Origin of the sequence: Pontibacter ramchanderi (genome assembly GCF_002846395.1) — a bacterium.
Lineage (GTDB): Bacteria > Bacteroidota > Bacteroidia > Cytophagales > Hymenobacteraceae > Pontibacter > Pontibacter ramchanderi.
Map to the genome: position 1 here is coordinate 1,145,436 of NZ_PJMU01000001.1, position 22,138 is coordinate 1,167,573.

A 22,138-nucleotide genomic window follows, 5' to 3' on the forward strand; every position below is an offset into this window, starting at 1 on the left:
AAAACTCAGCTTAATAACTTGATTTACAAATCATTAAATTATGCGATTAGAAATAATAAGTAAGTAGTAATGTTTCTGGAAAGTTACTATATTAGTAAAGCGCTATGGAATACTTCCGGTTATGCAGTAATTGACGAGGTACTCCGCATATATGGCAGATAAACGCCATAGTGACGTTTATACAGTAGTTGTGTGCTACTTCTACTAAGAAGCTTCATTATACATTCTTAAAAAAGACAGGTTCTGATTCCTCTAAAAATTAACTATAAATGAGGCCAATAGAGTTTGATAGTTTTGCGGAAGATGTTGAGTATGTGTTAAATAAAGTTATTAATGAATACAACTTTCAAATAATATTTAAAGACGAAAGCAGCTTTTTTTGTAAGAACAACAATAACTCAATTCATATATTTTATGAAGGCATGTCTATTCAGTTTAACATCATAAATAGTAAAGGAGAAGAAAACCATATCTATGAACTACTAAACTTAAAAGGATATTCTTCATTGGTGCCATTAGAATCCGAAGCTAACCTAGATGAAAACTTTCTAAAAAGCCTTAAAGACAAATACGAATTTTATATTGCTGATTTAAAATGGATTAAGGCAATAGGCCAAATAATAATTGATTATAACATCCTCGTAAAAGATTGAAGAAGAGTTCAGAAATTAACAAAAAAAGCAACACACAACACGGTTCATAGTGTAGGCTGCGGCTATGCCATGCCCATACTATGCAAGAGCACGTTACTCTCTCAAAATATTTTAACCACTCTGCCACCTCCTTTCAACTCTTTTTCTTTACCTTAAAAGATGCCAAAGCACCTTGCAAAGGCATTTCAGGTATAGCAGGACTGCTTCAATTAACTAAAGAAAACAAAACCACCCCCTATGGACGAGATCAAGAAAGAAGACATCAAACAGGAAGTGTTTAACCTGTACGACGACTATGCCCACAACCGCATTAACCGGCGGGATTTCATGCAGAAGCTCTCGATCTACGCGGTGGGCGGGCTCACGGTTGGTTCGCTGGCGAGTTTCCTGATGCCGGATTACCAAAACAAAGTGCAGGTGGCTCCCAACGACCCGCGCATTATTTCGGAGTACATCACCTACCAGTCACCCAAAGGCGGAGGACCTATCAAGGCCCTGCTGTCGAGGCCAGTCAAGGGGAAGAAAAAGCTCGGAGGCATTGTGGTGGTGCACGAGAACCGGGGCCTGAATCCGCACATCGAGGATGTGGCCCGCAGAGCCGCCTTGGCTGGCTTTATCTCCCTCGCGCCAGATGCTCTTACTCCACTGGGAGGTTACCCCGGCACGGATGACGAAGGCCGTACCCTGCAGAGTCAGCGCGACCGCAACGAGATGCTCGAGGACTTTATAGCGGCGCACGATTACCTCAAAAACCACAAGAACTGCAACGGCAAAGCCGGAGTGGTAGGCTTCTGCTTTGGTGGCTGGATCTCGAACATGATGGCCGTGCGTATACCTGATCTGGCAGCGGCCGTTCCGTTTTACGGCGGGCAGGCACCGGCCGAGGAAGTGCCTCAGATCAAAGCCCAGCTCCTGCTGCACTACGCCGAGCACGACGAGCGCGTCAACGAAGGCTGGCCGGCTTACGAAGCTGCCTTGAAAGCGCACAACAAGGTATACGAAGCCCACTTCTACCCCGGCACCAACCACGGCTTCCATAACGATACCACACCTCGCTACGACAAAGCCGCCGCCGAACTGGCCTGGCAGCGTAGCATCGATTTTTTTAAGCAGCACCTGAAATAAGCACTTCTCACCCAAAACACATAGGCCAGTTGCAGCTCTCCGCAACTGGCCTTTGCTCTTAATGCAGGTATAGCAACCGCCTAGGAAGCAAATACCTCATCCTGATTCTTGAAAGCCTTGAACTCGAGCGGGTTCTTGCTGTGGTCGAGGATGAACATGGTGCGCTGCTCGCCTACCTGACCCTCGTAGCGGGTATAGGGCTCCACCACAAAAGGTATAGCGTGCTGCACCAGTCTGTCGCGCACCTGGTCGAACTGCTCGTAGCTAAGCAGGCAACCAAAATGCGGCACGGGTACGCTGATGCTGGCCACCTGCCCGCAGTAGTCGGGCTCCGGAATGTTGGCGCTGACGTGGGCCGAAAGCTGGTGACCGAAAAAGTCAAAATCGATCCAGTGCTCGGTGCTGCGGCCTTCTTTGCAGCCTAAAATGTTCACATAAAACTGGCGCGTCGATTCGATGTCCTTCACTTTGAAGGCGTAGTGAAATGGGTTCATTTAATATCCTTTGGTTTTAGAAACGACATGGAGGAGCGGCTCGCCGTGGCGCATGCGGTCGTAGTTTTCGAGGATCTGCGACACAGCCGAAGCCGGATTGGTGATGCTGGCAATATGCGGCGTAACATGGATCAGCGGATGCTCCCAGAACGGATGTTCCTCCGGCAGTGGCTCCTCCCGAAACACATCCAGACTGGCGCCGGACAAGTGCCCTCCGTCCAGCATCTCGATCAGATCGTCATCCACCAGGTGCTCGCCCCGGGCCACGTTGATGACATAAGCGCCTTTTGGAAGTCTGCTGAAGGTGTCCTTGTTCAAAATATTAGCCGTGTCCTTGGTCAGCGGCAACAGGCAGATCAGGATATTGGCTTTTTCCAGAAAGGCAGTTAACTCCTCTGCCCCGGCGTAAGCGCCTATACCTTCTATCAGTTTGGGAGAGCGGGACCAGCCGTTCACCTTAAAGCCAAGTTTGCTAAGTTGCTGTGCCGTATGCGTGCCGAGCACGCCCATGCCCATCACCCCGATCACCACATCCGAGGTGCGCCTGTAACTGTGCTGTTTCCAGGTATGGCCGCGCTGTGCGTCCTTATACCTGTGCAGGCCGCGCACATGGTTCAGCACCTGGGCAGTCACAAAAGTGGCCATGTCCTGTGTCAGGTCCTCGTCCACGATGCGGGTGATCTGAACGCCCACTGGCAGCTCCGGGTCACGCAGAATATGGTCAACGCCCGCGCCCGTGGAGGCAATGCATTTCAGGTTCGGGAATTCAGTGAAAACACCCGGCGGGTGATTCCAGGCCAGCGCAAATTCAACCTGCTCAGCTGGAGCGGTGTTTGGGTAAACGTATACTTCCAGGCCCGGTCGGTGTTCTTTCAGGGCACTTTCCCAGCGACTTGTGTTCCGGCCCTGACTGAATATGGTAATTGACATAGATGGTGTAAGTCTGTTCGGTGATGTTTGGCAAGGTATAGCTGCTTCCCGCTTACGGTTTAAACGGGATAAGTCTGCTAAATTTAACTAATCTTGCACAAATCTTGTTAAAGAGAGACCAAAAGGCTGGCATAAGGTTTAAAAGAAGCCCCAAAGCCAGCTACCTTATACTTAAAACTGAAAAAGATGGAGCAACTGAGCTCAAAGATTTATAAGAAAGAATTTGTGGAAGCCTTTGCCGGCGACGACAGCGGCACGCTCACGCCCCGCCAGACGCCTGGCATGTTTTACAGCAAAGCAAAGCCCACACCAGTGGAGAGAGTAACGCTCCTGGCCTGGTCCGATGAACTCGCAAAGGAACTGGGCATCGCCCGCCCGACAAACCAGCATGAGATCGACATTCTGGGTGGTAACCGCGTGACCGACAGCATGTACCCTTACGCCGCCTGCTATGCCGGGCACCAGTTCGGTAACTGGGCGGGTCAGCTGGGCGACGGCCGTGCCATTACGCTAGGCGAGTGGGAAGCGCCCGATGGCAAAACCTGGGAGCTGCAGCTGAAGGGAGCAGGACTTACCCCCTATTCCCGCCGCGCCGACGGTCGTGCCGTGCTGCGCTCTTCGGTGCGCGAGTACCTGATGAGCGAGGCCATGCACTACTTAGGTATACCGACCACTCGCGCCCTCAGCCTGGTAAGTACCGGCGAGCCCGTGCTGCGCGATATGTTCTACAACGGCAACGCCGCCTACGAACCGGGAGCCATCGTGATGCGAGTAGCGCCGAGCTTCCTGCGATTTGGTAACTTCGAGATGCTGAACGCCCGCAAGGAAGTCGACAACCTGCGCCAGCTCGTCGACTGGACTATCAGCCGCTACTATCCGCACATCACCGGCGAAAACAAAGTGCTCGATTGGTTCAAAGAGGTTGTAGATCGCACTGCCCGTCTGATGGTGGAATGGATGCGGGTGGGCTTTGTGCATGGTGTGATGAACACCGACAATATGTCTATCCTGGGCTTGACCATCGACTACGGTCCTTACTCCTTCGTCGACAACTACGACCCAAACTTCACTCCCAACACCACCGATCTGCCCGGCCGCCGGTATGCTTTTGGCAAACAGCCTTCCATCGGTTACTGGAACCTGGGTGCCCTGGCGGGAGCACTCCTGCCGCTGGCCGACAAAGACCAACTGGTTGCCACGCTCGAAACGTTCAAAGACGTGTACTGGACGGCATATTACGCCATGATGGGCCGCAAACTGGGCTTCGACCAAGTATCCCAACTGGACCGCGACCTGATCAGTCGGTTTGAGAAAACATTGGCCGATATCCAACCCGACATGACCATCTTCTACCAGCTGCTCATCGAGCTACCGCTATCCGTGGAAAATGAAGATGCCGTAGCCGAATACTTCAAGCAGGCCCTGTACGACGACCTGACACCGGAGCAAAAAACAGCGCTCTATACCTTGGTCAGCAGTTACCTGGAACGACTGAACACGAACAAGATCAAGCGCTCGGATTCGCAGGAAATGATGCGCAAAGCCAACCCACGCTTCGTGCTGCGCAACTACCTGCTGCACCAGGCAATCGAAGAACTGGAGAAAGGCGATGATACTTTATTTGTGAAGTTGCAGGAAGCGATCAAGGAACCGTATTCGGATAAATTTTCCGAGTTCTTCCAGACCCGTCCGGGCTGGGCGAGTGAGAAAGCGGGTTGTTCGATGCTGTCTTGTAGTTCGTAGGATAGCACCACAGAAAGTACAGATTCTTAAGGATTCGAGCCTTTACCCGACATGATGTGCCATGTCAGGTAAGGGCCGTTTCGTGCCTGGATGAAGTAGCCGGAAAAAAATTTTTACAAATTTTCGAAAAAAATCTGTTCTTCATGTTGCCTTCATCTTGACAATATAGTTTTGGTGCATTATCTGATTAAAACCATTTAGAGACATGAAGAAAATAACTATTCTTGCTGTAGCGCTGCTAAGCACAGCTACAGTGTTTGCCCAATCAAACAAAGCTTCTGTAAAAGCCTCTTCTAGCACGTCGGCTCAGGTAACTGCCAACGACAAGGGCGAAGAGATTAGCACCAATCATACATCAAGCGCAGCTGGCAAGTCTGACACAGAAGCCGGCCCAGCCAAAGGAAAAGCCAGCGGCAAGGCGAACGTGGATGGTTCTGCTCAAGTGAAATCGAAGAGAGACAAGAATAAATCAGTTGAAAACACGCCGGCTCCGGAAGCACCTGCCCAAGATGGCGGTAAAGCACCGCAGGAAAACCACGGCAAACTGGTGTCTGAAACAGCGCATACCTTAAAAGCAACAGCGGCTACCGAAGGCGAGCAGACAAAACAGCGCGGCCAGCTGGTAGCGGAAGTAGCGCAAAGCAATGCAACAGCAGTGGAGGCAAGAGGCCGCCAGGCAGCCAGAGAGGGTGCTACAGCAGTAGTTGAAGTTGAGCAGGAGGCTGAAACAAACGTAAACGCCGGGGGCAAAAGAGCTGAAAAGGCTGGTAGAGCAAATGTAGAAGCAACGCAGCGTAGCCAGGCAGCTGTGCAGGCCGATGCGTCCGAACAAGCAGAGACAGGCTTACAAGTAGTGGCTGAATCGTCACAAAAAGGCAAAGCACAAGCTGCAGTGCAGGCAGGGCAAGCGCAGGCACACGGTCAGACGGTGGTAGAAACAGCGCAAAGCACTCAGTCTACAGGCCAGGCAAAGGGGCAGGAGGTGAAAGAAGTTGCCACTGCAAAAGCAAAGGAAAAGCCAACTACCGTTAATGCAAAAGGTGAAGTTTCCGGCAAAACCAGAGTAACAGGCGGTGCCAGCCGTGCTGCCGGTGTGGCAAGAACAAGCGGTGCTGCCAGAGCAAAAGTGGGCACCGGAGCATCCACTACTGTTGGAGGAGCCGTGAAGAACTCAACCAAAGTTGTTAAACCAGGCGTATCTAACCGCCCGGTACAGGTAGGTGGCGCAGTGAATGTAGGCGTCGGCTCCAAAATTAAAGTAGGTAACTAAATCCTATCCACTTGAGTAATGCCTGGCAGTCCGTGCAGCGACACGGACTGCCTAAGGCTATTGAGGATGAATAACATGAAGACACTTTGGACACGTTTAGGGTTAACACTGCTCCTGCTCGTGCTGGCTGCCCCGTGGGTGCAGGCAGCGACCTCGGCAGCAAGTGACACAACCAAAGCAGGGTGGTGGGTAATAGGCATGGAGGCTTCTAATAACTCATCTTTCTATGGCCGCAATACGGCCACTCGCTACCCTTTCATATCTCCTTCCGTCACCTACGTTCACCGCACCGGGCTGTGGGCTTCGGTTTCTGCTTATCAGCTGTTCAACACCGAAGATTTTATCGATCAGACGGATTTAACGGTAGGTTATAGTTTTAAGATCCGCAAGCGGCTGGAAGTGGACCTGGCGTATACCCATTTCACCTTTGGGGAGCATACGCCGCTCGTAAATGCCAGTACAACAGATGCGCTGCTGGCTAAAACAGCATACGACTGGAAATATCTGTATACAGCCCTGACAGGCAGCTACATCATCGGTAGCGACAACGACGTTTTTGCGGTGCTGGAGAATTCCCGCTACATCCCGCTTAACCCTATCTGGAAAGGAGACATACCTATCGGGCTCGATCCGAAGGTGAGTATAACAGCGGGTACACAGCATTTCTCCGAAACGCACACTACCACGACGACACGTAAAAAAGCAGGTTCGGGCGGCACTTCAGGTGGCGGCCCCCTGGGCGATATCCTAGACCCACTAAAGCCTGGAGGTGGTGGCAATAGTACCAGCCCGGACGAAGAAGAAACCACTACAACCACAACCACGACGAATGTGAGCCGCTTCAGAGTACTCAATTATGAATTGAAAGTGCCGCTAGTGGTTTACTATGGTAGTTTTGAATTTGAACCCTCGTGGCGCTACGCCATCCCGGTCAACAAACTGGAAGGCGACGAGTCGCGCGCCCAGTCTTTTTATACTTTAAGCGTAAAGTACACGTTTTAGCACTTAACTTACATCTCACCGAAACATGCACGTACTGATTGTAGAAGATGAGGTTAGCCTGGCAAATGAACTGAGCCACTTTCTGACCCAGGAACATTACCTCTGCGACTGGGCCTTTACGGGACGTGAGGCCTCCGAAAAAATTGCAGTAAACCGCTACGATTTCATATTACTGGACCTGGGCCTCCCCGACTACGAAGGGCTGGACCTGCTGCGCGAAACGAGGGAACTGGAGTATCAGCCGGCCATCATCGTGCTGACGGCCCGCGGTGCGCTCGAAGACCGCATCGAAGGGCTTGGGCTGGGCGCTGATGACTACCTGCCCAAACCCTTTTCTTTATTGGAGCTTCAGGCCCGCATGCAGGCTATTGTGCGCCGCAAATTCCAGGTCAATTCCAATGTGCTGGAGTTTCGGGGTATCCTGCTCGACAGTGTCGCCCGCACAGTAACATACCAGGGCCAGAACATTTCGCTCACCAAAAAAGAGTTTGACCTGCTGCACTACATGCTGCTGCACCGCAAGCGTATCCTCACCCGACTACAGCTCACGGAGCATATCTGGGGCAACATACTGGAGGACAACTACGACTCCAATTACATTGATGTGCACATCAAGAACCTGCGCAAAAAGCTGTCAGAGTACATCCCAAATGACTGGCTGGAAACAGTGCGCGGCGTAGGCTACAGGCTGACGGCATAACATGAGACTGCAATCCAAGCTCATACTTTTCAGTGCCGCCACCAAGGTGATCATTTTGCTGGTGTTGGTGATGGTGTTGCCGCCTTTGATAAACCGCATCGCCCTGCACAGCACCGATCAGCGTTTGCTTGAGAAAAAAGAGCAGGTGTTTGACATCATAGAAGTGCGGGGTATTGAGTCTTTCCTTTCAGATAGCGAAGAAGAAGCCTATGGCAGTTACAACCTGTTGAAGGAAGAATTCATCTCGATGGAGCCCATTGATCCTTCGCTGATCAATAACCGGATTGAAAACACCCTACGTAAGGTGGAAAATGAAATAGTGGAGTACCGCGTGCTGAGCCTCGCATTTGAACTGCACGGCGAGACCTACCTGTTGGAGATAGGGCGCAGCTTAGACACCATCCGTGAAACCAGTAATACGCTGCAGCGCTACGCTATGTACTTTCTATTTAGCGTGGTACTGCTTACTGTGTTTATGGACCTGGCCTTCGTGAAGGTGCTGTTACGCCCGCTCGCCCTCATCGTACGAAAGCTGCAGCGCATTGCCCATCCCGAGGCCTTCAAGCCCAGCCCGCTTGCTACCAATACCAGCGATTTTGTATACCTCAACGATACCATCAACAACATGATGGGGCAGGTACAGGAAGCTTTCCGTAAGGAGAAGGATTTCATTGGCAATGTGTCACACGAATTGCTGACGCCCGTTTCCATCCTGCAAAACCGATTGGAGAACCTGATGGCAACTCCCGACCTGCCTGACGAGGCCCTGCTTAAATTGGTAGAAAGTCAGAAAACCCTGCACCGCCTTAAAAGTATTATACAGGCCTTACTCCTGATCTCACGGATTGAAAACGAGCAGTACCTGAAAAATGAACAAGTCAGCCTGAACACGTTGGTAAATGATGTGGTAAACGAAATAAGCGACAGGGCCGAACTCCGGGGGGTAACGATCACGGTTTCTGTCCCGGATGACTTTGTATTGCCAAACGCCAATTATTCGCTGTTGTTCACCATGCTCTTCAACGTGGTGAACAACGCCATCAAGTATAACAAAGAAGGCGGGTCAATTCAGATTTCAGGTGAGGTAAGAGCGGGCAAGTACGAGCTAAGCGTGTGCGACACCGGAACAGGTATAGCCGCAGACCAGTTACCGAAGATCTTCAGCCGCTTTAAACGCACCCACGCCCCTGACAGCGAAAGCCATGGACTGGGCTTGGCCATTGTACAGACTGTTGCCAAGTTTCACAAGATCAAGCTGCATGTGGAATCGGAGTTAGGCAAGGGCACCTGCTTTAAGTTCGCGTTTAAGAAGGTAAATGCCTCACTGATTTAAGAGTATTTGCGAGGCCAACGTTACGCTTCTGCTGCAGCTTTCTTAAAAACTCTTCCGATGCATCCTCACCGGAAATAAGCGGTAATCCATTAAACTAACCGCATACGGAAACCCGCGCCAATGCACGATCGGCACATGGCGGGCGGGACTTGGGCCCTTGGTGTCAGGTATAGCCAGCATCGTGTTGCCGATGTAACTCAGCTCCCCTTTCTCAATCGCTAATTTGCTGGCGACATGCTGCAGAAAAACCTCTTTGTCGGTATCCGAAGAGGTGAAGGCAATCTCGCGTGACATGGTGCCACCGCCCTCCAGTTCCGGGGAGTAAAACACACGGGAATACGTATCGATGGCAATAACCGGGACGGCTAATGCCGGTACTTTGGCCTGCATCACGTCCGGTGGCGCGATGGGTGCCTGGTTGGCGACGCGCTTCACCATTTCCGTTACTTTCTGAGCGGTGTAGATGCCTTTGATCGTTTCGGACTCGATGCGTTTGAGCACCTGCTCTACCTTCGACTCGAAGGGCTGACCGGGATTTACCGGCTGTGGCTGGGGTGCCGATCGTTGGGGTGCTTGCCCTACCGGACGTGGTTTCTGCACCTGCGAAAGCGGCTTTGGCTTCTCGCGCTCCGGTATGTAGCTGTCTTTGATGTGCCGCTCGTGCACGTTGATTACCGTTGTGAAGGTGTTGATGAAATGCTCCGTGTTCTGCACATGGAACAGCTCCAGCTCCTGTATGCGCTTGCGCGTGACCAGGTAGTTATGCACCAGTTTGGTCTTTTCGAAAACGGCCAGCAGCTTTTCGGCATGCGGCGTGTGCTGGTAGCGTTCGTAAAGTTTGTGCAGGGCGTTGAGTCGGGCATTGGAAGCCCGGATGTACTGCATGGCGCGGGCATCGGCGGCACCGGGGTGCTCCACCACCGTGCGGGTATTCTCCTGCCCCATTCCGAAAAGCGAACGAAAAAAACCCATCATCTGGACAGGATACGTTTGAGGTGCTGCGTTTCGATTTCGACCTGCAGTTTTTCGGAGAGCTTCATCTCTTCAAACACGTTGTCGATGTGCTGGATATAGAGGTCCAGCACCGCTTCCTGCTCATCGCTCAGGATGCGGTGCCGGACGGCTAGTTCTTCTGCTTTCTTATCCCCGTTGTATATCATTATTCAATTTCAATCTGCTTCGACTTGCCGAACGTGCCGATGATCTTGCTGTTGAGTTCTTCCTGCACCTGGGCCAGTTCTTTTACGGCTTCCGCCCGTTTCTTGCTGCCTTCTTCCGAAATCTTGATTACCTGGTCGAGCGTTTCCACCATGTCCTTGTTCACTTTCTTGAGCGTCTCCACATCCACAATGCCGCGCTCGTTTTCCTGCGCCGCGATCACCACGTTTTTCTTCAGCAGCTCCGAGTTTTTGCGGAGCATTTCGTTGGTGGTGTCGGTCACTTTCTTCTGTATCTCGAGGGCCTTGCGTTGCTTCTCCAACCCCAGGGCAATGGCCACCTGCTGGCGCCACACCGGTATCACGGTCACAATCGAGTTCTGGATCTTCTGGGCCAGCACGTCGTTGGTGGTCTGGATCATGCGGATCTGCGGCATCGACTGCGTGGCGATGGTATGCGACAACTGAAAATCGTGTACCTTTTTCTCCAGGCGCTCTTTAAAGGCGATCATGTCGCTCAGGCGCTGCACGGCCAGTTCGTCCTGTCCGCTCGTTTCCACTTCTTCCTGCAGTTTCGGGATGATGGTGTGCTCGATCTCGTCGATCTTCATCTTGCCAGCCGCAATCACGGAGCGGATCTCGTGGATGTACTCCACTGCCTGGTTGAACATCACCTCCAGCGAGGTTGAGTCTTTCATGATGCTCTGGCGGGTGCGCTCCAGCTTCACTACCACATCGTCCACATTGGCCGATACGGAGTTGTACTGCGTGGCCAGTTGCTTCGACTTATCCGAGATCTTCTTCACGAAAGGCAGGCGCGAAAAGAAGCCGCCTTTCTCCTGCTCCTCAATCTTGATCATGTTGATCTGGTTGAGCAGCTCGTTTATGGCTTCGCCTGCCTCGCCGGAGTCTTTGGCTTTTACTTTGGTGAGCAGCTCGTTGGAGTAGTGGCCCAGTTTGCGCTGCGTCTCCACCCCAAAATTGCTCAGGCTCTCCGGGTTGCCCGGATCTATGGACTTAGAGATCGCCAGGGCTTTCTCTTGTATCTTCTGTTGATTCTCAACGATCGTAATCTCTGTTTTCTCTGTTTTTTCCATCTTGTTTTATCACCTCTAAAGGTTGCGGTTGATTAGGTCCAATGAGTTTAGGTATTTCTTGATGTTTTCGTGCCGGTCGGTGGTTTCGTACCACTCAATGTCGTTGAGCGGAAGGTATTCCCCCAGCAGGTCGCGCACTTCCTGCAGCAGGGCATCTCCTTTTTTTGTCCTGAATTCAGGGTTGCGGTACTGGGCGCTCAGGTACTCCACTTTCACCTGACCTGTTTTGGTGATGGCCAGCTCACGTACCTCCACCACCAGCTCCGACGACTTGTCATTGTCTGTCACAATGGTCTTGTACACGCCTTTGTTACCTTCTTCGAGGGCAGCAGCGCACTGTTGGCGCACCTCCTGTAGGGCCTGCCGCAGTTTGCGGTTCGGCACTACGTAGTGGCCCACAATATAACCCAGTATGGCTGCTATTAAGAATGTCCAAAAAATCACTTCTGCATTGATAAAGTTAAACGCTCAATTACTATGTAATGAAGCAAAATAAATTGATGTAATCAAGTACCGGCAAGACGGATGTTGTTGATAGACTAACCGAAACCCGAATGCTCCCCTTCCCCACGTGTCTTTGTCTATACCTGAACCGGCATCTTCTATCATCTATACGCGGAAGCAGTTGCACGGGCTGCCGACAGGGCCTCGATAGGAATAACAAGGTATAGCAACTGCCTGTTCCCGGGCAGGCAATGTCTTAATACGTAAAATGGAATGGCCCCTTTGCAGCGCTTGCCGATAAAATCCGGGGTTTTGTCTAATTTGCGGCACGATTCATACCTGATTTTATACCTTCGCTTACATGCAGCACCGGCATTTCATTTTGCACAAACCCTATGGCTACATCAGCCAGTTCGTGACGGACAAGAAAAAGAAGAAACTGCTTGGCGACCTGCACGACTTCCCGGCGGGCACCATGGCCATCGGGCGTCTCGACGAAGCCAGCGAGGGCCTGCTGCTGCTCACCACCGATGGCAAAACGAGCGAGCAGGTGCGCGGCAAGCACATCGAGAAGGAGTATTACGCCCAGGTGGACGGCCTGATCACTGACGAGGCCATCGCTAAAATGCAGGAGGGCGTTTCCATTGGTTTGTATGGGGAGCAGTATGGCACACGCCCCTGCACTGCCTTCCAGCTAGCGGAGGCACCCGATTTCCCGGAGCGCAGCCGCCGCATCCGCGACGATCGCCACGGCCCGACCAGTTGGGTGTCCATCACGATATCAGAGGGCAAAAACCGGCAGGTGCGCAAAATGACGGCCGCTGTCGGTTTCCCAACGCTGCGGCTGGTGCGTGTGCGAATCGGCAATATCCGGCTGGAGGCTTTCAACCCAGGGTTTGTGACAGAGGTGGAGCGCTTCGATGTCGGGTAAAGGCAGACTGCTATACCTTAAAAATTAAACGGCCATTAAACCCCGCCGCTGTCCATCAGTCTATATAGCGCTTACGGCATCAATAGCACAAATTTACTATCTTGAGCGGGCATACCCTTAACTTATCATACAAACAATCTATTCTTTAATCTTAACCATGAAGAAAAACCCTATTCGCGTTTTAGCGCTGGCGTTGATGCTCACGGGCAGTGTAGGCCACGTGGCCCTGGCACAGCAGCCACAGCAACAGCAGCAAACACAAAAGCAGCAGGACCCGGTTATCCAGAACATCATCAAGATGGCCACCGAAAACTCTCAGCTCGAGAAACTGGGCCACGAACTGATGGATGGCATCGGACCAAGACTGGTAGGCACGCCACAAATGCAGCAGGCCGCTGACTGGGCTGTGAACAAGTACAAAGGCTGGGGCATTGACGCCCGCGTTCAGAACTACGGCGAGTGGCGCGGCTGGGAGCGCGGCGTGACGCACATCGACATGGTGCACCCACGCGTGAAATCAATTGAAGGCATGCAACTGGCCTGGAGCCCGGCCACTTCAGCTAAAGGCGTTACCGCCGAGGTGATTGCCATGCCTGAATTTGCTGACTCTGTTGCTTTCCAGCGCTGGTTGCCAAGCGTGAAAGGCAAAATGGTGATGGTGTCGATGCCGCAGGCAAGTGGCCGTCCGGAGTACAACTGGAAAGAGTTTGCCACGCCGGAGTCATTCGAAAAAATGAAGAAGGAGCGCGATGCCGCTTCCGCCGCCTGGACAAAGCGTATTTCCGCCACAGGTAAAAACGCCCGCACTCTGCCAGTAGCACTCGAGAATGCCGGAGCTGCCGGTATCGTGATGTCGAACTGGTCGCAGGGTTTTGGCGTAAACAAGATCTTCAGTGCCTATACCAAGAAAATCCCTACCGTTGATATCGCACTGGAAGATTACGGCATGCTGTACCGCCTGGCCGAGAATGGCAGCAAGCCGCGCATTAAAGTAGTGGCCGAGTCGAAGCACGCCAAGAAGCCGGTTCCTACTTTCAACACCATCGCCGAGATCAAAGGCTCTGAGAAACCGGATGAGTACGTGATCCTTTCTGCACACTTCGACTCTTGGGACGGTGGCACAGGTGCTACGGACAACGGTACCGGCACGATCCTGATGATGGAAGTAATGCGCATCCTCAAGCAGGTATACCCGAACCCGAAGCGTACCATTCTGGTAGGCCACTGGGGTAGCGAAGAGCAGGGCCTGAACGGTTCGCGCGCTTTCGTGGAGGACAACCCCGAGATCGTGAAAAAGACGCAGGCTGTCTTCAACCAGGACAACGGCACCGGTCGTGTGGCCAACATTTCAGGCCAGGGCTTCCTGAACTCCTACGACTACATGGGCCGCTGGCTGAACGCCGTGCCGCGTGAGATCACCAAAGACATCCAGACCTCATACCCTGGTTTCCCGGGCGGCGGCGGTTCTGACCATGCCTCTTTCATTCCGCACAACATCCCGGCCTTTATGCTGAGCTCCCTGAGCTGGTCTTACGGCAACTATACCTGGCACACCAACCGCGACACCTACGACAAGATCGTGTTCGACGATGTGCGCAGTAACGTGATCCTGACGGCTATACTGGCGTATATGGCCAGCGAAGAGCCGGAACTGGTATCGCGTGAGCGTAGTGTGATGCCGATGAACCCACGCACTGGCGAGCAGATGACCTGGCCAGAGGCAAGACCTGCCACCCGCAAAGGTGGCCTGGACTAATCAGCTACAGCACCGGTTCTATACCTGATATCTTAAGCGACACAGCCGCTGCGGACTACCTGCAGCGGCTGTGTTGTTTTTGGCCTTATCTGTTTTCCTTCTTAATCTTGTAACAAGGGCATTCACAGGCTTTTGCGAACCGCGCCGTATACATACCAGGCGGGGTAAAAAAACCCGGATAACATGCTGCCCGCTATACCTGAAACAAGAACACGCACATGATCGGAAAATCGACCTACAAGGCCGCCCGCGAAGTAGCCCATATCGTGGAGGACCATTTTTCCAGGCAGATCGACGCTGCCAAGGCTCAGAACAGCACTCACCTGGCAACCGCTCCACCGGCCCGCATCATCGAGACTATGATCGACGCGGCCTTCTGGGCAAGTCTGCGGCGGGAAGAGGGACAGTCACCCAAGATATCGCTTGCTTTTTTACAGCCAGAACAGTCGGAACAGCCGCTGCTGTTTGAACACCGCCTCACCCTGTCCCCTGCCGTGCTCACCAAGATCGGGCCTGGCGTGGAGCGGCCGGGCATTCACCTGGGCGTGTGGTACGAAGGCGACTACCTGCACATCTGGGGCATGACGCGCAGCATACCTGACTTTTGCTTTGTGCTCGATGTGTCGGAGCCCGGCTTGCTGGTGGTCAAGCACCGCCGGCAGGAAGGTTTCGGCAAATTTGTAAACGTGGCCGTGCTCACTGGCGATCAGGTGAAGATCGTGGACGAGCAGAGCGCCCACATGCCCGACTGCCCCGATCTGCTGTACTCCCTGCTGGACTTTAGCTCAGTCAGCGTGTGGAACAAGTCGCTGAATGTGCTGGTGCAGCTGTCCGTATCGATGCGCTCCCACGGAAAAGGCGGTATTCTGTTGGTTGTGCCGGCTGGCTCTGAGGCGTGGCGTCCGTCGATCCGGCACCCGATGCGGTATGCGGTGGGCCCCTCCTACGACGAGCTGACAAAGCTGATGCGTCGCAAAGAAGACAATGACCCGCACTGGCAGGACGAGATAAAACGGGCGATCGATGCCATAGCCGGTTTCACGGCCGTGGACGGCGCCACCATTATCAGCGACAGGTATGAGCTTTACGGTTTTGGGGCCAAGATCACCCGCAAAGTGGGCAGCACACCGGTGGATAAACTGATCATGACAGAGCCAGTGGTGGGCGGTGAGGCCATCATAGACCAGCCAGCCCTGAGTGGCGGCACCCGGCATTTGTCGGCAGCCCAGTTTGTGCACGACCAGCGTGACGCCATTGCACTGGTTGCCTCGCAGGACGGCCGTTTTACGATCTTCAGCTGGTCTAACTGCGAAAATATGGTGCAGGCCAATCGCATCGACTCCCTGCTGCTTTAGGTGGCAGTCTTGTGTGTGGTGAACTGTACTATTTATCGCTCGACGACACCGAATTGAAAGCAAGATCGAGAATCAGCAATGAGACTATCCTTAAGATCGCCATACAATACAAAAGATCTTGCTGCTCAGGTATAAGTACCTGAATCCGTTATACTCATAGCTTACAAAAGTCCAGTCAGCAATTGGGTCTTCCCACTGATTATACTTGTCGCGTTTCCATCCAGCCAATTATTGAGCAAGGTCGCGTAGATGTTCCGGAAGTCGATGCTATACCTTAGGTCGCCCTGGTCGAGGTCCTGCAGGTTAGGGGCCTCGTTGTAGATGCCTGCCTGCTTTAGTTTTCCGCCGATCAGAAAGAGGTTATTGGCCGTGCCGTGGTCGGTGCCGTTGCTGGCGTTCTGGGCCACGCGCCGGCCGAACTCCGAAAACACCATGATCACGGTATTGTCGAACTCCTGTTGCTGCTTCAGGTCATCCACAAAGCTGTACAAACCCTCCGAGAGCTCCCGCAAGAGGCTCGCCTGCTGGCCCGCCTGCCGCACATGCGTGTCAAAACCGGTGAGGGAGGCATAATACACCCGCGACTCCACACCGGAGGCAATCAACTCGGCAATGGTTTTCAGGTGGCGGGCAAACTCACCGTTCGGGTAGTCTTTTTTGCTACGGTATACCTTGGTTTTCTCCTGTAGGTACCCCGCCGATTGCTGTGTCTCGATCAGGGTTTTGTAAAGGTAGTCGACCTGGTGGTGTGCGTGCTCTTCTGCATGCGCCTGCGCTGCCTGCTTCAGGAACTGGTCGTTCGTGGCTTGAAAGAAGCGTTTCACATCCTGCACGGCTATACCTGTGTATTGCGCTCCTTTCAGCGCCAGGCTGAGCGTATCGTCCACTTCGATGGCCGCATGGTTGGCCGCGGGTAAGCTGTCGAGGTAGCGGCCGAGCCAGCCGGTGCTCAGGTACTCGTCGGAGGCGCTGGCCGAGTGCCAGATGTCCATGGAGCGGAAGTGCGAGCGGTCCGGATTGGGGTAGCCGACACTGTTCAGCACCGACACGTAGCCCTGGTCGTAAAGCAGCCGCATCTTTTCCATCGCCGGGTTCAGCCCAAGCCCTTTTTCCAGCGTGAGCACCTCACGGGAAGGTATAGCCAGCGTGGGACGCGCCTTGTAATACAGGTCGTTCTGGTAGGGCACCACCGTGTTCAGGCCGTCGTTGCCGCCACTGAGTTGCACCACTACCAGCCGTTTGCCGTTGGAACTGGCCAGCAGCGGCAGTCCGCTCCGGTCCAGGCCGTGCAGAAAATTAGGGACCAGCAGCATACCCGAGGCCAGTGCCGACATTTTGATGAATTCTCTTCTGGAATTAGTAGCCATAGCGCGCATATGAGCGGTGGAAAACTAGCATAACTGGTACTCAGGTAAAGAAAGCAGCCGCAGCGTGAGCAGCGTGACTTTGTCATCGTGCGTGGCTCCCGCAGGGATGTGCTGCGTGAGCAGGGCTGCGGTTTCTGGTTGCAGTGGCACCTGCAGCAGCTTCTGGCTCAACTTTTCGATCAGTTCCCGGTCCTTCACGTTTTGCAGTTGCTGGTGCAGCCCGCTCAGGCTGGCTTTGGCGCGGACAGTCCGTAGGCCATCCTGCCGGCGCTTTCGCGGGGCGGTTGGTTCGGTATCGTCGTCGGGTTTCAGGTTCACCTCCAGTGCCGCATCCTGCAACAGCGCCGGCCCGATGCGCAGCCGGAAAGCGAGCGTGGAGCTGTCGATCCAGTTACGGCCACCGGCCCAGCCGCTCACATTCGTGGGCCTGAACAGTTCCTGCCCCAGCGCCCGCTGCAACACCAGCGGACTGCGGCTATCGGTATAGCGCACATCAAACTGTCGCTGCAAACCTGCCAGCAGCTCGATCGGTGATTTTATTTTGCTCCCGACCACATCCGTTCCGTAAAACCATTTCGCCGTGAAGATCTTCTCCAGCAGCTTGGGGATGTCGTAGCCTGTTTCGTAAAAGTAGCTGCTCAGGGCTTTGATACGCTCCGGGTTGGGCACTTCGCTTACAAAAAAGGCATAGAGCTTTGAGGTCAGGAATTCGGCTGTGCGCGGGTTCTCCACAATCATTTGCAGGATCTCCTCCCCGTTGAAATTTCCCCGCTTCCCCATAAAGGTTTTCTGGCCCCGGTCGTGCTGCCTTGCGCGGAACACGAACTCCCCTTGCGGGTTGTAAGACCAGCCGGTAAAGGCGCGGGCGGCTTCTTTGATATCCTGTTCGGTATAGTGCCCCCGGCCCAGCGTGAAGAGTTCGAGGAGCTCGCGGGCGAAGTTCTCGTTGGGGCGCTGTTTGCGGTTTTGCTGGTTGTTGAGGAACTGCAGCATGCCGGGGTCTTTGGAAATAGCCAGCAGCAGGTCAGGGAATTTGCCCAGCGCGTGCTGGCGCAGGGTGTTGTGCTGCAGCAGCGCAAAGCGGGGCTCCCGCAGGCGGCAGGCGAAGTGCCCATGCCAGAAGAGAGTCATTTTCTCCCGCAGTTGTGCCTGGGAAGTGGCCATCTGGGTGAGCCAGGCGTTGTTGAGCAGCACAAAGCCCTGTTGCCGTTCCCGCTGCCGCTTTTGGCGCATGTCGGCATTCTGGGCATCGGCCTGTCCCGTCGTTTCTGTATGCGGGAGTGCCACCTGCAAAGGTGCTGCCTGGCCCGATGATTTGAACAGTTCGCGAACGGCAGATTTAATACCGGACCTTGCCTGATCATTCCTGAAAGGTATACCAAAGCCAGCCCGCCAGTAGAGGTGCTGTAGCTTTTGTTCGCGTGCCAAAGTTTTCATGCAGATGCCATTTAAACTTAGATGAAAAAGTATCATCGGAGTTTAAATATACCTGAAAATATATACCGCCAGGTATAGCATCTAATAAACTTATGCTCAACCGGTTCAGTCTGTCATGCTTCAAAGCCGGTTAGCCCGTCACTAGCTCTTATGCGCATACCTTTCCCGCGCCTCCAGTATCTGGTCGATGTTGAGCTTGGCCCAGTCGGCGAGTTGCAACAATTGCAGCAGCAGCCCCTGCCCCAGCGGCGTGAGGCTATACTCTACACGTGGCGGAATTTCAGGGTATACGCTCCGGTTCACCAGACCATCTTCTTCCAGCGAGCGCAGTGTGACGGTGAGCATGCGCTGCGACACGCCGCTGATCTGACTTTTTAGTTCGTTAAAGCGGAGCTTTTCCTGTTTCCCTAGTGTGAGGATGGTGTAGATGGACCATTTGTCTCCAAAACGGGCCAGGATGTCCTTGACCGGGCAGCATGACTCTACCTCTGCCTTACCACACAAAATTTTATCGATCTTTTTCTGGACCTCAAGTCGCTGATTCTCAACTATAGTTACTTCCATGTTACTTGGTGCGGCTAAAGTGCCTGCTTGACCAGCACAAATTTAACAAATACCTTTGAGTTACCAAAAGTAACCTAGTTATGAAACGTTACTGACTTTTTAACTGTTGTATAGACATGAATATCCTGGAAACCCTGAACTGGCGCTACGCCGCCAAACGCATGAACGGCCAGCGCGTGCCGTCTGATAAAATAGAACGTATTCTGGAGGCCATTCGCCTGGCGCCTTCCTCCATGGGACTGCAGCCTTATGCTGTGCTGCTGATCGAGGACGAGGAAATGAAGAAGCAGATCCGGGCGGTTGCCAACAACCAGCCACAGATCGAAGAGAGCTCGCACCTGCTGGTATTTGCAGCCTGGGACAACATCACGCCTGACCATATCGAGGACTTTATCTCCCATACGGCTTCTGAGCGCAACATGCCGGTAGAGAACCTGGCTGCCTTTAAAAACACGCTGTTAGGTATAGCCGAGCACAACACGCAGGAGCAGAACTTTAACTGGGCAGCGCGCCAGGCCTACATCGCTTTTGGCGTAGGTCTAGTAGCCGCCGCTACCGAAAAAGTGGACGCCACCCCGATGGAAGGTTTTGATGCAGCCGCACTAGACAAACTGCTCGGTCTGCCGGCAAAAGGCCTGCGCAGCGTGACGCTGATGCCACTCGGCTATCGCGATGCGGAAAACGACTGGCTTGTAAAACTTCCCAAAGTAAGACGTCAGAAAGAAAAATTCGTACTGGAAGCATAAGTTCCAAAGTAACAGGTATAGCCGGCAAAGCCTCCACCAGGTTGTTGCCGGCTTACGCATTTAAATAAATGACCATGACAAAGCAGAAAATCAAAATAGACATCTTCTCCGACATCAACTGCCCGTGGTGCTACGTAGGTGAGCGACGCCTAAGCAAGGCCCTGCAAGAGGTAAGTGACAAGTATGAGGCGGAGATCAGCTTCAAAGCTTTTGAGCTGAACCCGAACATACCACAGGACGGCATGGGCCGACGCGACTACTTCAAGGGCAATTACGGTGAGCAGATCCTGGCGCAGATTCCGGCCATGGACGAGCGCATGACGGCAGCCGGTTCCGAAGAAGGCATCCAATTCAATTTCTCGGAGGAAATGACGGTGAACAACACCTTTAACGGCCATCGCCTGATCTGGCTGGCAGGCCAGTATGGCGTGCAACATGAGGTAGCCGGCGCGCTTTTTAAGGCTTATTTTACAGATAATCGCCCAATGAACGACACGGCTGTGCTGAAGGAAATAGGTATAGCACAGGGTATACCGGCCGAGCGACTGGAGAACTTTTTTGAAAGCGAAGAAGGCAAAAAGGAAATACGCGAGATGGAAGCGTTCGCGCAGTCCGCAGGTATAACCGGCGTGCCCGCGTTTGTGATCAACGACCAGTACCTGGTGAGTGGTGCCCAGCCCGCGGAGACTTTCCTGAACGTGTTCAAGCAAGTAGCTCCTGCTATTCAGAAACTTGATATAGAAGGCAACAGCTGCGAAATAGGCGGTGTTTGCTAAACCTTGACAGGCACTAAGACAAACGAACTTTTAACAAAGGACAAAAGATTCTTTGAGGCTCAACGCAATTTCAAACGGCTGACGACCTATTTCAGCGTGCTTCTGTAAAATCAAAAGGCTATTGTCCGGCATATTAACCAAAAACGATGGCAGACAAAAAACTGAGCGATATAAAGCTTTCCGTACTCGACCTGGTGCCGATCCGCACCGGCAAGAGCATCCATGACTCCTTTCAGCACAGTCTGGCCCTGGCCCGTCATGTGGAGGAGCTCGGGTACACCCGCTACTGGCTGGCGGAGCACCACAACATGCCCGGCATCGCCAGCTCGGCCACTGTGGTGCTGATCGGTTACATTGCCGGTGGTACCTCCACACTGCGGGTAGGCTCGGGTGGCATTATGCTGCCTAACCATGCACCGCTGGTGGTGGCCGAGCAGTTCGGTACCCTCGAAAGCCTGTATCCCGGTCGCATTGACCTGGGTCTGGGCCGCGCTCCCGGCACCGACCAGGTGACGGCCTATGCCCTGCGCCGCGACCTGCAGGGCAATGTGGAGGACTTCCCAAACAACGTGGCGGAATTGCGCCAGTACCTGAGCAAAGAAAACAGTACAGCCAAGGTGCGTGCCATACCGGGCGAGGGCCTCGACATACCTGTCTGGATTCTGGGTTCGAGCACCTTTGGTGCGCAGCTGGCTGGCCTGATGGGCCTGCCCTATGCTTTTGCAAGTCACTTTGCCCCTGCTGCCCTGCATGCCGCACTCAAGGTATACCGCGACAGTTTCCAGCCGTCCGACCAGCTGCAGGAGCCTTACGCCATGGCCTGCGTGAACGTTGTGGCCGCCGACACCGATGCAGAAGCCAACAACCTGGCCACTTCGCTCTACCAGTCTTTCCTGAACGTGATACAAGGCAAGGCCTTGCCGATGCAGCCGCCCGTGGAGAGCATGAAAGACCGCTGGAGCCTGCAGGAAGAGTACGCCGTGAAGCAAATGCTGCGCTACAGTTTTGTGGGCAGCAAAAAATCGGTGCAGGAAGAGCTGCAGGCTTTTGTGGACGAGACGCAGGTAAACGAGCTGATGATCTCGACCGGGATCTTTGACCCGCAGAAACGTCAGCACTCCTATACCTTGCTTTCGGAGATCGCGGCGATCCAACAGAAATAAGGTCACACGATAAACCCGGACTCCTATACCTAGTCCGATACCCCAAAACAGACCCGCAGCTGGCTGCGGGTCTGTTTTTTTTATACCTATACCTG

General features: G+C 53.4%; 23 protein-coding genes. 14 read left to right on the plus strand and 9 right to left on the minus strand.

The genetic code is table 11. From position 1 onward, the window contains the following. The first annotated feature begins 269 nt into the window (after positions 1-269). The 3 genes from BD749_RS04870 to BD749_RS04875 all read left to right on the plus strand — a co-directional run bounded on the left by BD749_RS04870 (position 270) and on the right by BD749_RS04875 (position 1,778). On the plus strand, positions 270-653 hold the full coding sequence (locus tag BD749_RS04870; protein WP_101443224.1) for a hypothetical protein: 384 nt from the start codon (positions 270-272) through the stop codon (positions 651-653). A gap of 80 nt (positions 654-733) precedes the next feature. After that, on the plus strand, positions 734-934 hold the full coding sequence (locus BD749_RS19225) for a hypothetical protein (RefSeq protein ID WP_143741231.1): 201 nt from the start codon (positions 734-736) through the stop codon (positions 932-934). Then, positions 891-1,778 carry a dienelactone hydrolase family protein gene (locus tag BD749_RS04875; RefSeq protein WP_101443225.1) on the plus strand — a complete coding sequence of 296 codons (888 nt, stop codon included), beginning with the start codon at positions 891-893 and terminating at the stop codon, positions 1,776-1,778. Before BD749_RS19225 ends, BD749_RS04875 begins: the two co-directional genes overlap by 44 nt. An 80-nt stretch (positions 1,779-1,858) precedes the next feature. Here the strand turns inward: BD749_RS04875 and BD749_RS04880 are convergent, their stop codons facing one another. Next, positions 1,859-2,272, minus strand: a complete 414-nt coding sequence (locus BD749_RS04880; protein ID WP_101443226.1) for a VOC family protein — start codon at positions 2,270-2,272, stop codon at positions 1,859-1,861. After that, the gene (locus BD749_RS04885; protein WP_101443227.1) at positions 2,273-3,202 is read right to left on the minus strand and encodes a 2-hydroxyacid dehydrogenase; all 930 of its coding nucleotides are present in this window, start codon (positions 3,200-3,202) and stop codon (positions 2,273-2,275) included. 186 nt (positions 3,203-3,388) lie between these two features. Here BD749_RS04885 and BD749_RS04890 point away from each other — a divergent pair, with 186 nt between their 5' ends. The 5 genes from BD749_RS04890 (at position 3,389) to BD749_RS04910 (ending at position 9,250) form a co-directional block, all read left to right on the plus strand. Beyond that, positions 3,389-4,945 (plus strand): protein adenylyltransferase SelO, encoded by a 1,557-nt coding sequence (locus tag BD749_RS04890; RefSeq protein ID WP_101443228.1) that lies wholly within the window; start codon positions 3,389-3,391, stop codon positions 4,943-4,945. Between the two features lie 205 nt (positions 4,946-5,150). Beyond that, entirely contained in the window at positions 5,151-6,215 is a 1,065-nt protein-coding gene (locus BD749_RS04895; RefSeq protein WP_101443229.1) for a hypothetical protein, read from the plus strand. Between the two features lie 75 nt (positions 6,216-6,290). Next, positions 6,291-7,217 carry a hypothetical protein gene (locus BD749_RS04900; RefSeq protein WP_101443230.1) on the plus strand — a complete coding sequence of 309 codons (927 nt, stop codon included), beginning with the start codon at positions 6,291-6,293 and terminating at the stop codon, positions 7,215-7,217. A gap of 25 nt (positions 7,218-7,242) precedes the next feature. Beyond that, entirely contained in the window at positions 7,243-7,917 is a 675-nt protein-coding gene (locus tag BD749_RS04905; protein WP_101443231.1) for a response regulator transcription factor, read from the plus strand. Position 7,918: 1 nt separating this feature from the next. Beyond that, on the plus strand, positions 7,919-9,250 hold the full coding sequence (locus BD749_RS04910; protein WP_101443232.1) for a sensor histidine kinase: 1,332 nt from the start codon (positions 7,919-7,921) through the stop codon (positions 9,248-9,250). 42 nt (positions 9,251-9,292) lie between these two features. On the opposite strand, the gene BD749_RS04915 is transcribed toward BD749_RS04910, so the two are convergent. Genes BD749_RS04915 through BD749_RS04930 form a run of 4 tightly spaced genes read right to left on the minus strand, consistent with a single transcriptional unit; the run spans position 9,293 to position 11,948 of the window. Beyond that, complete coding sequence (locus BD749_RS04915) at positions 9,293-10,225, minus strand: hypothetical protein (protein ID WP_101443233.1); 933 nt, start codon at positions 10,223-10,225, stop codon at positions 9,293-9,295. Further along, on the minus strand, positions 10,222-10,410 hold the full coding sequence (locus BD749_RS04920) for a hypothetical protein (RefSeq protein WP_076666868.1): 189 nt from the start codon (positions 10,408-10,410) through the stop codon (positions 10,222-10,224). Before BD749_RS04920 ends, BD749_RS04915 begins: the two co-directional genes overlap by 4 nt. Next, positions 10,410-11,504 carry a toxic anion resistance protein gene (locus BD749_RS04925; protein ID WP_101443234.1) on the minus strand — a complete coding sequence of 365 codons (1,095 nt, stop codon included), beginning with the start codon at positions 11,502-11,504 and terminating at the stop codon, positions 10,410-10,412. Before BD749_RS04925 ends, BD749_RS04920 begins: the two co-directional genes overlap by 1 nt. Before the next feature lie 15 nt (positions 11,505-11,519). Then, entirely contained in the window at positions 11,520-11,948 is a 429-nt protein-coding gene (locus BD749_RS04930; protein WP_245868731.1) for a hypothetical protein, read from the minus strand. 361 nt (positions 11,949-12,309) lie between these two features. Between BD749_RS04930 and BD749_RS04935 the strand changes: the two genes are divergently transcribed. The 3 genes from BD749_RS04935 to BD749_RS04945 all read left to right on the plus strand — a co-directional run bounded on the left by BD749_RS04935 (position 12,310) and on the right by BD749_RS04945 (position 15,990). Continuing rightward, positions 12,310-12,879 carry a pseudouridine synthase gene (locus BD749_RS04935; RefSeq protein ID WP_101443235.1) on the plus strand — a complete coding sequence of 190 codons (570 nt, stop codon included), beginning with the start codon at positions 12,310-12,312 and terminating at the stop codon, positions 12,877-12,879. Between the two features lie 157 nt (positions 12,880-13,036). Next, on the plus strand, positions 13,037-14,635 hold the full coding sequence (locus BD749_RS04940; protein WP_101443236.1) for a M20/M25/M40 family metallo-hydrolase: 1,599 nt from the start codon (positions 13,037-13,039) through the stop codon (positions 14,633-14,635). 218 nt (positions 14,636-14,853) lie between these two features. Next, the gene (locus BD749_RS04945) at positions 14,854-15,990 is read left to right on the plus strand and encodes a putative sensor domain DACNV-containing protein (protein WP_101443237.1); all 1,137 of its coding nucleotides are present in this window, start codon (positions 14,854-14,856) and stop codon (positions 15,988-15,990) included. Positions 15,991-16,151: 161 nt separating this feature from the next. On the opposite strand, the gene BD749_RS04950 is transcribed toward BD749_RS04945, so the two are convergent. The 3 genes from BD749_RS04950 to BD749_RS04960 all read right to left on the minus strand — a co-directional run bounded on the left by BD749_RS04950 (position 16,152) and on the right by BD749_RS04960 (position 19,358). Next, positions 16,152-17,357, minus strand: coding sequence for a DUF1501 domain-containing protein (locus BD749_RS04950; RefSeq protein WP_245868732.1), 1,206 nt, complete (start codon positions 17,355-17,357; stop codon positions 16,152-16,154). A 24-nt stretch (positions 17,358-17,381) separates the two neighbouring features. After that, positions 17,382-18,794, minus strand: coding sequence for a DUF1800 domain-containing protein (locus BD749_RS04955; protein WP_180336314.1), 1,413 nt, complete (start codon positions 18,792-18,794; stop codon positions 17,382-17,384). Positions 18,795-18,935: 141 nt separating this feature from the next. Further along, positions 18,936-19,358, minus strand: coding sequence for a winged helix-turn-helix transcriptional regulator (locus BD749_RS04960; protein WP_180336315.1), 423 nt, complete (start codon positions 19,356-19,358; stop codon positions 18,936-18,938). Positions 19,359-19,474: 116 nt separating this feature from the next. On the opposite strand from BD749_RS04960, the gene BD749_RS04965 reads away from it, so the two are divergent. The 3 genes from BD749_RS04965 to BD749_RS04975 all read left to right on the plus strand — a co-directional run bounded on the left by BD749_RS04965 (position 19,475) and on the right by BD749_RS04975 (position 22,043). Further along, positions 19,475-20,104 (plus strand): NAD(P)H-dependent oxidoreductase, encoded by a 630-nt coding sequence (locus BD749_RS04965; protein WP_101443239.1) that lies wholly within the window; start codon positions 19,475-19,477, stop codon positions 20,102-20,104. A gap of 74 nt (positions 20,105-20,178) precedes the next feature. After that, positions 20,179-20,880, plus strand: a complete 702-nt coding sequence (locus BD749_RS04970) for a DsbA family oxidoreductase (RefSeq protein ID WP_101443625.1) — start codon at positions 20,179-20,181, stop codon at positions 20,878-20,880. Between the two features lie 146 nt (positions 20,881-21,026). Then, the gene (locus BD749_RS04975; RefSeq protein WP_101443240.1) at positions 21,027-22,043 is read left to right on the plus strand and encodes an LLM class flavin-dependent oxidoreductase; all 1,017 of its coding nucleotides are present in this window, start codon (positions 21,027-21,029) and stop codon (positions 22,041-22,043) included. Positions 22,044-22,138: the final 95 nt, after the last annotated feature.

Excerpts from the sequence above, each read along its gene's own strand:
- BD749_RS04870 (WP_101443224.1), top strand. The coding sequence starts at position 270 with ATGAGGCCAATAGAGTTTGATAGTTTTGCGGAAGATGTTGAGTATGTG.
- BD749_RS19225 (WP_143741231.1), top strand. The coding sequence starts at position 734 with ATGCAAGAGCACGTTACTCTCTCAAAATATTTTAACCACTCTGCCACC.
- BD749_RS04875 (WP_101443225.1), top strand. The coding sequence starts at position 891 with ATGGACGAGATCAAGAAAGAAGACATCAAACAGGAAGTGTTTAACCTG.
- BD749_RS04880 (WP_101443226.1), bottom strand. The coding sequence starts at position 2,272 with ATGAACCCATTTCACTACGCCTTCAAAGTGAAGGACATCGAATCGACG.
- BD749_RS04885 (WP_101443227.1), bottom strand. The coding sequence starts at position 3,202 with ATGTCAATTACCATATTCAGTCAGGGCCGGAACACAAGTCGCTGGGAA.
- BD749_RS04890 (WP_101443228.1), top strand. The coding sequence starts at position 3,389 with ATGGAGCAACTGAGCTCAAAGATTTATAAGAAAGAATTTGTGGAAGCC.
- BD749_RS04895 (WP_101443229.1), top strand. The coding sequence starts at position 5,151 with ATGAAGAAAATAACTATTCTTGCTGTAGCGCTGCTAAGCACAGCTACA.
- BD749_RS04900 (WP_101443230.1), top strand. The coding sequence starts at position 6,291 with ATGAAGACACTTTGGACACGTTTAGGGTTAACACTGCTCCTGCTCGTG.
- BD749_RS04905 (WP_101443231.1), top strand. The coding sequence starts at position 7,243 with ATGCACGTACTGATTGTAGAAGATGAGGTTAGCCTGGCAAATGAACTG.
- BD749_RS04910 (WP_101443232.1), top strand. The coding sequence starts at position 7,919 with ATGAGACTGCAATCCAAGCTCATACTTTTCAGTGCCGCCACCAAGGTG.
- BD749_RS04915 (WP_101443233.1), bottom strand. The coding sequence starts at position 10,225 with ATGATGGGTTTTTTTCGTTCGCTTTTCGGAATGGGGCAGGAGAATACC.
- BD749_RS04920 (WP_076666868.1), bottom strand. The coding sequence starts at position 10,410 with ATGATATACAACGGGGATAAGAAAGCAGAAGAACTAGCCGTCCGGCAC.
- BD749_RS04925 (WP_101443234.1), bottom strand. The coding sequence starts at position 11,504 with ATGGAAAAAACAGAGAAAACAGAGATTACGATCGTTGAGAATCAACAG.
- BD749_RS04935 (WP_101443235.1), top strand. The coding sequence starts at position 12,310 with ATGCAGCACCGGCATTTCATTTTGCACAAACCCTATGGCTACATCAGC.
- BD749_RS04940 (WP_101443236.1), top strand. The coding sequence starts at position 13,037 with ATGAAGAAAAACCCTATTCGCGTTTTAGCGCTGGCGTTGATGCTCACG.
- BD749_RS04945 (WP_101443237.1), top strand. The coding sequence starts at position 14,854 with ATGATCGGAAAATCGACCTACAAGGCCGCCCGCGAAGTAGCCCATATC.
- BD749_RS04950 (WP_245868732.1), bottom strand. The coding sequence starts at position 17,357 with ATGGCTACTAATTCCAGAAGAGAATTCATCAAAATGTCGGCACTGGCC.
- BD749_RS04955 (WP_180336314.1), bottom strand. The coding sequence starts at position 18,794 with ATGAAAACTTTGGCACGCGAACAAAAGCTACAGCACCTCTACTGGCGG.
- BD749_RS04960 (WP_180336315.1), bottom strand. The coding sequence starts at position 19,358 with ATGGAAGTAACTATAGTTGAGAATCAGCGACTTGAGGTCCAGAAAAAG.
- BD749_RS04965 (WP_101443239.1), top strand. The coding sequence starts at position 19,475 with ATGAATATCCTGGAAACCCTGAACTGGCGCTACGCCGCCAAACGCATG.
- BD749_RS04970 (WP_101443625.1), top strand. The coding sequence starts at position 20,179 with ATGACAAAGCAGAAAATCAAAATAGACATCTTCTCCGACATCAACTGC.
- BD749_RS04975 (WP_101443240.1), top strand. The coding sequence starts at position 21,027 with ATGGCAGACAAAAAACTGAGCGATATAAAGCTTTCCGTACTCGACCTG.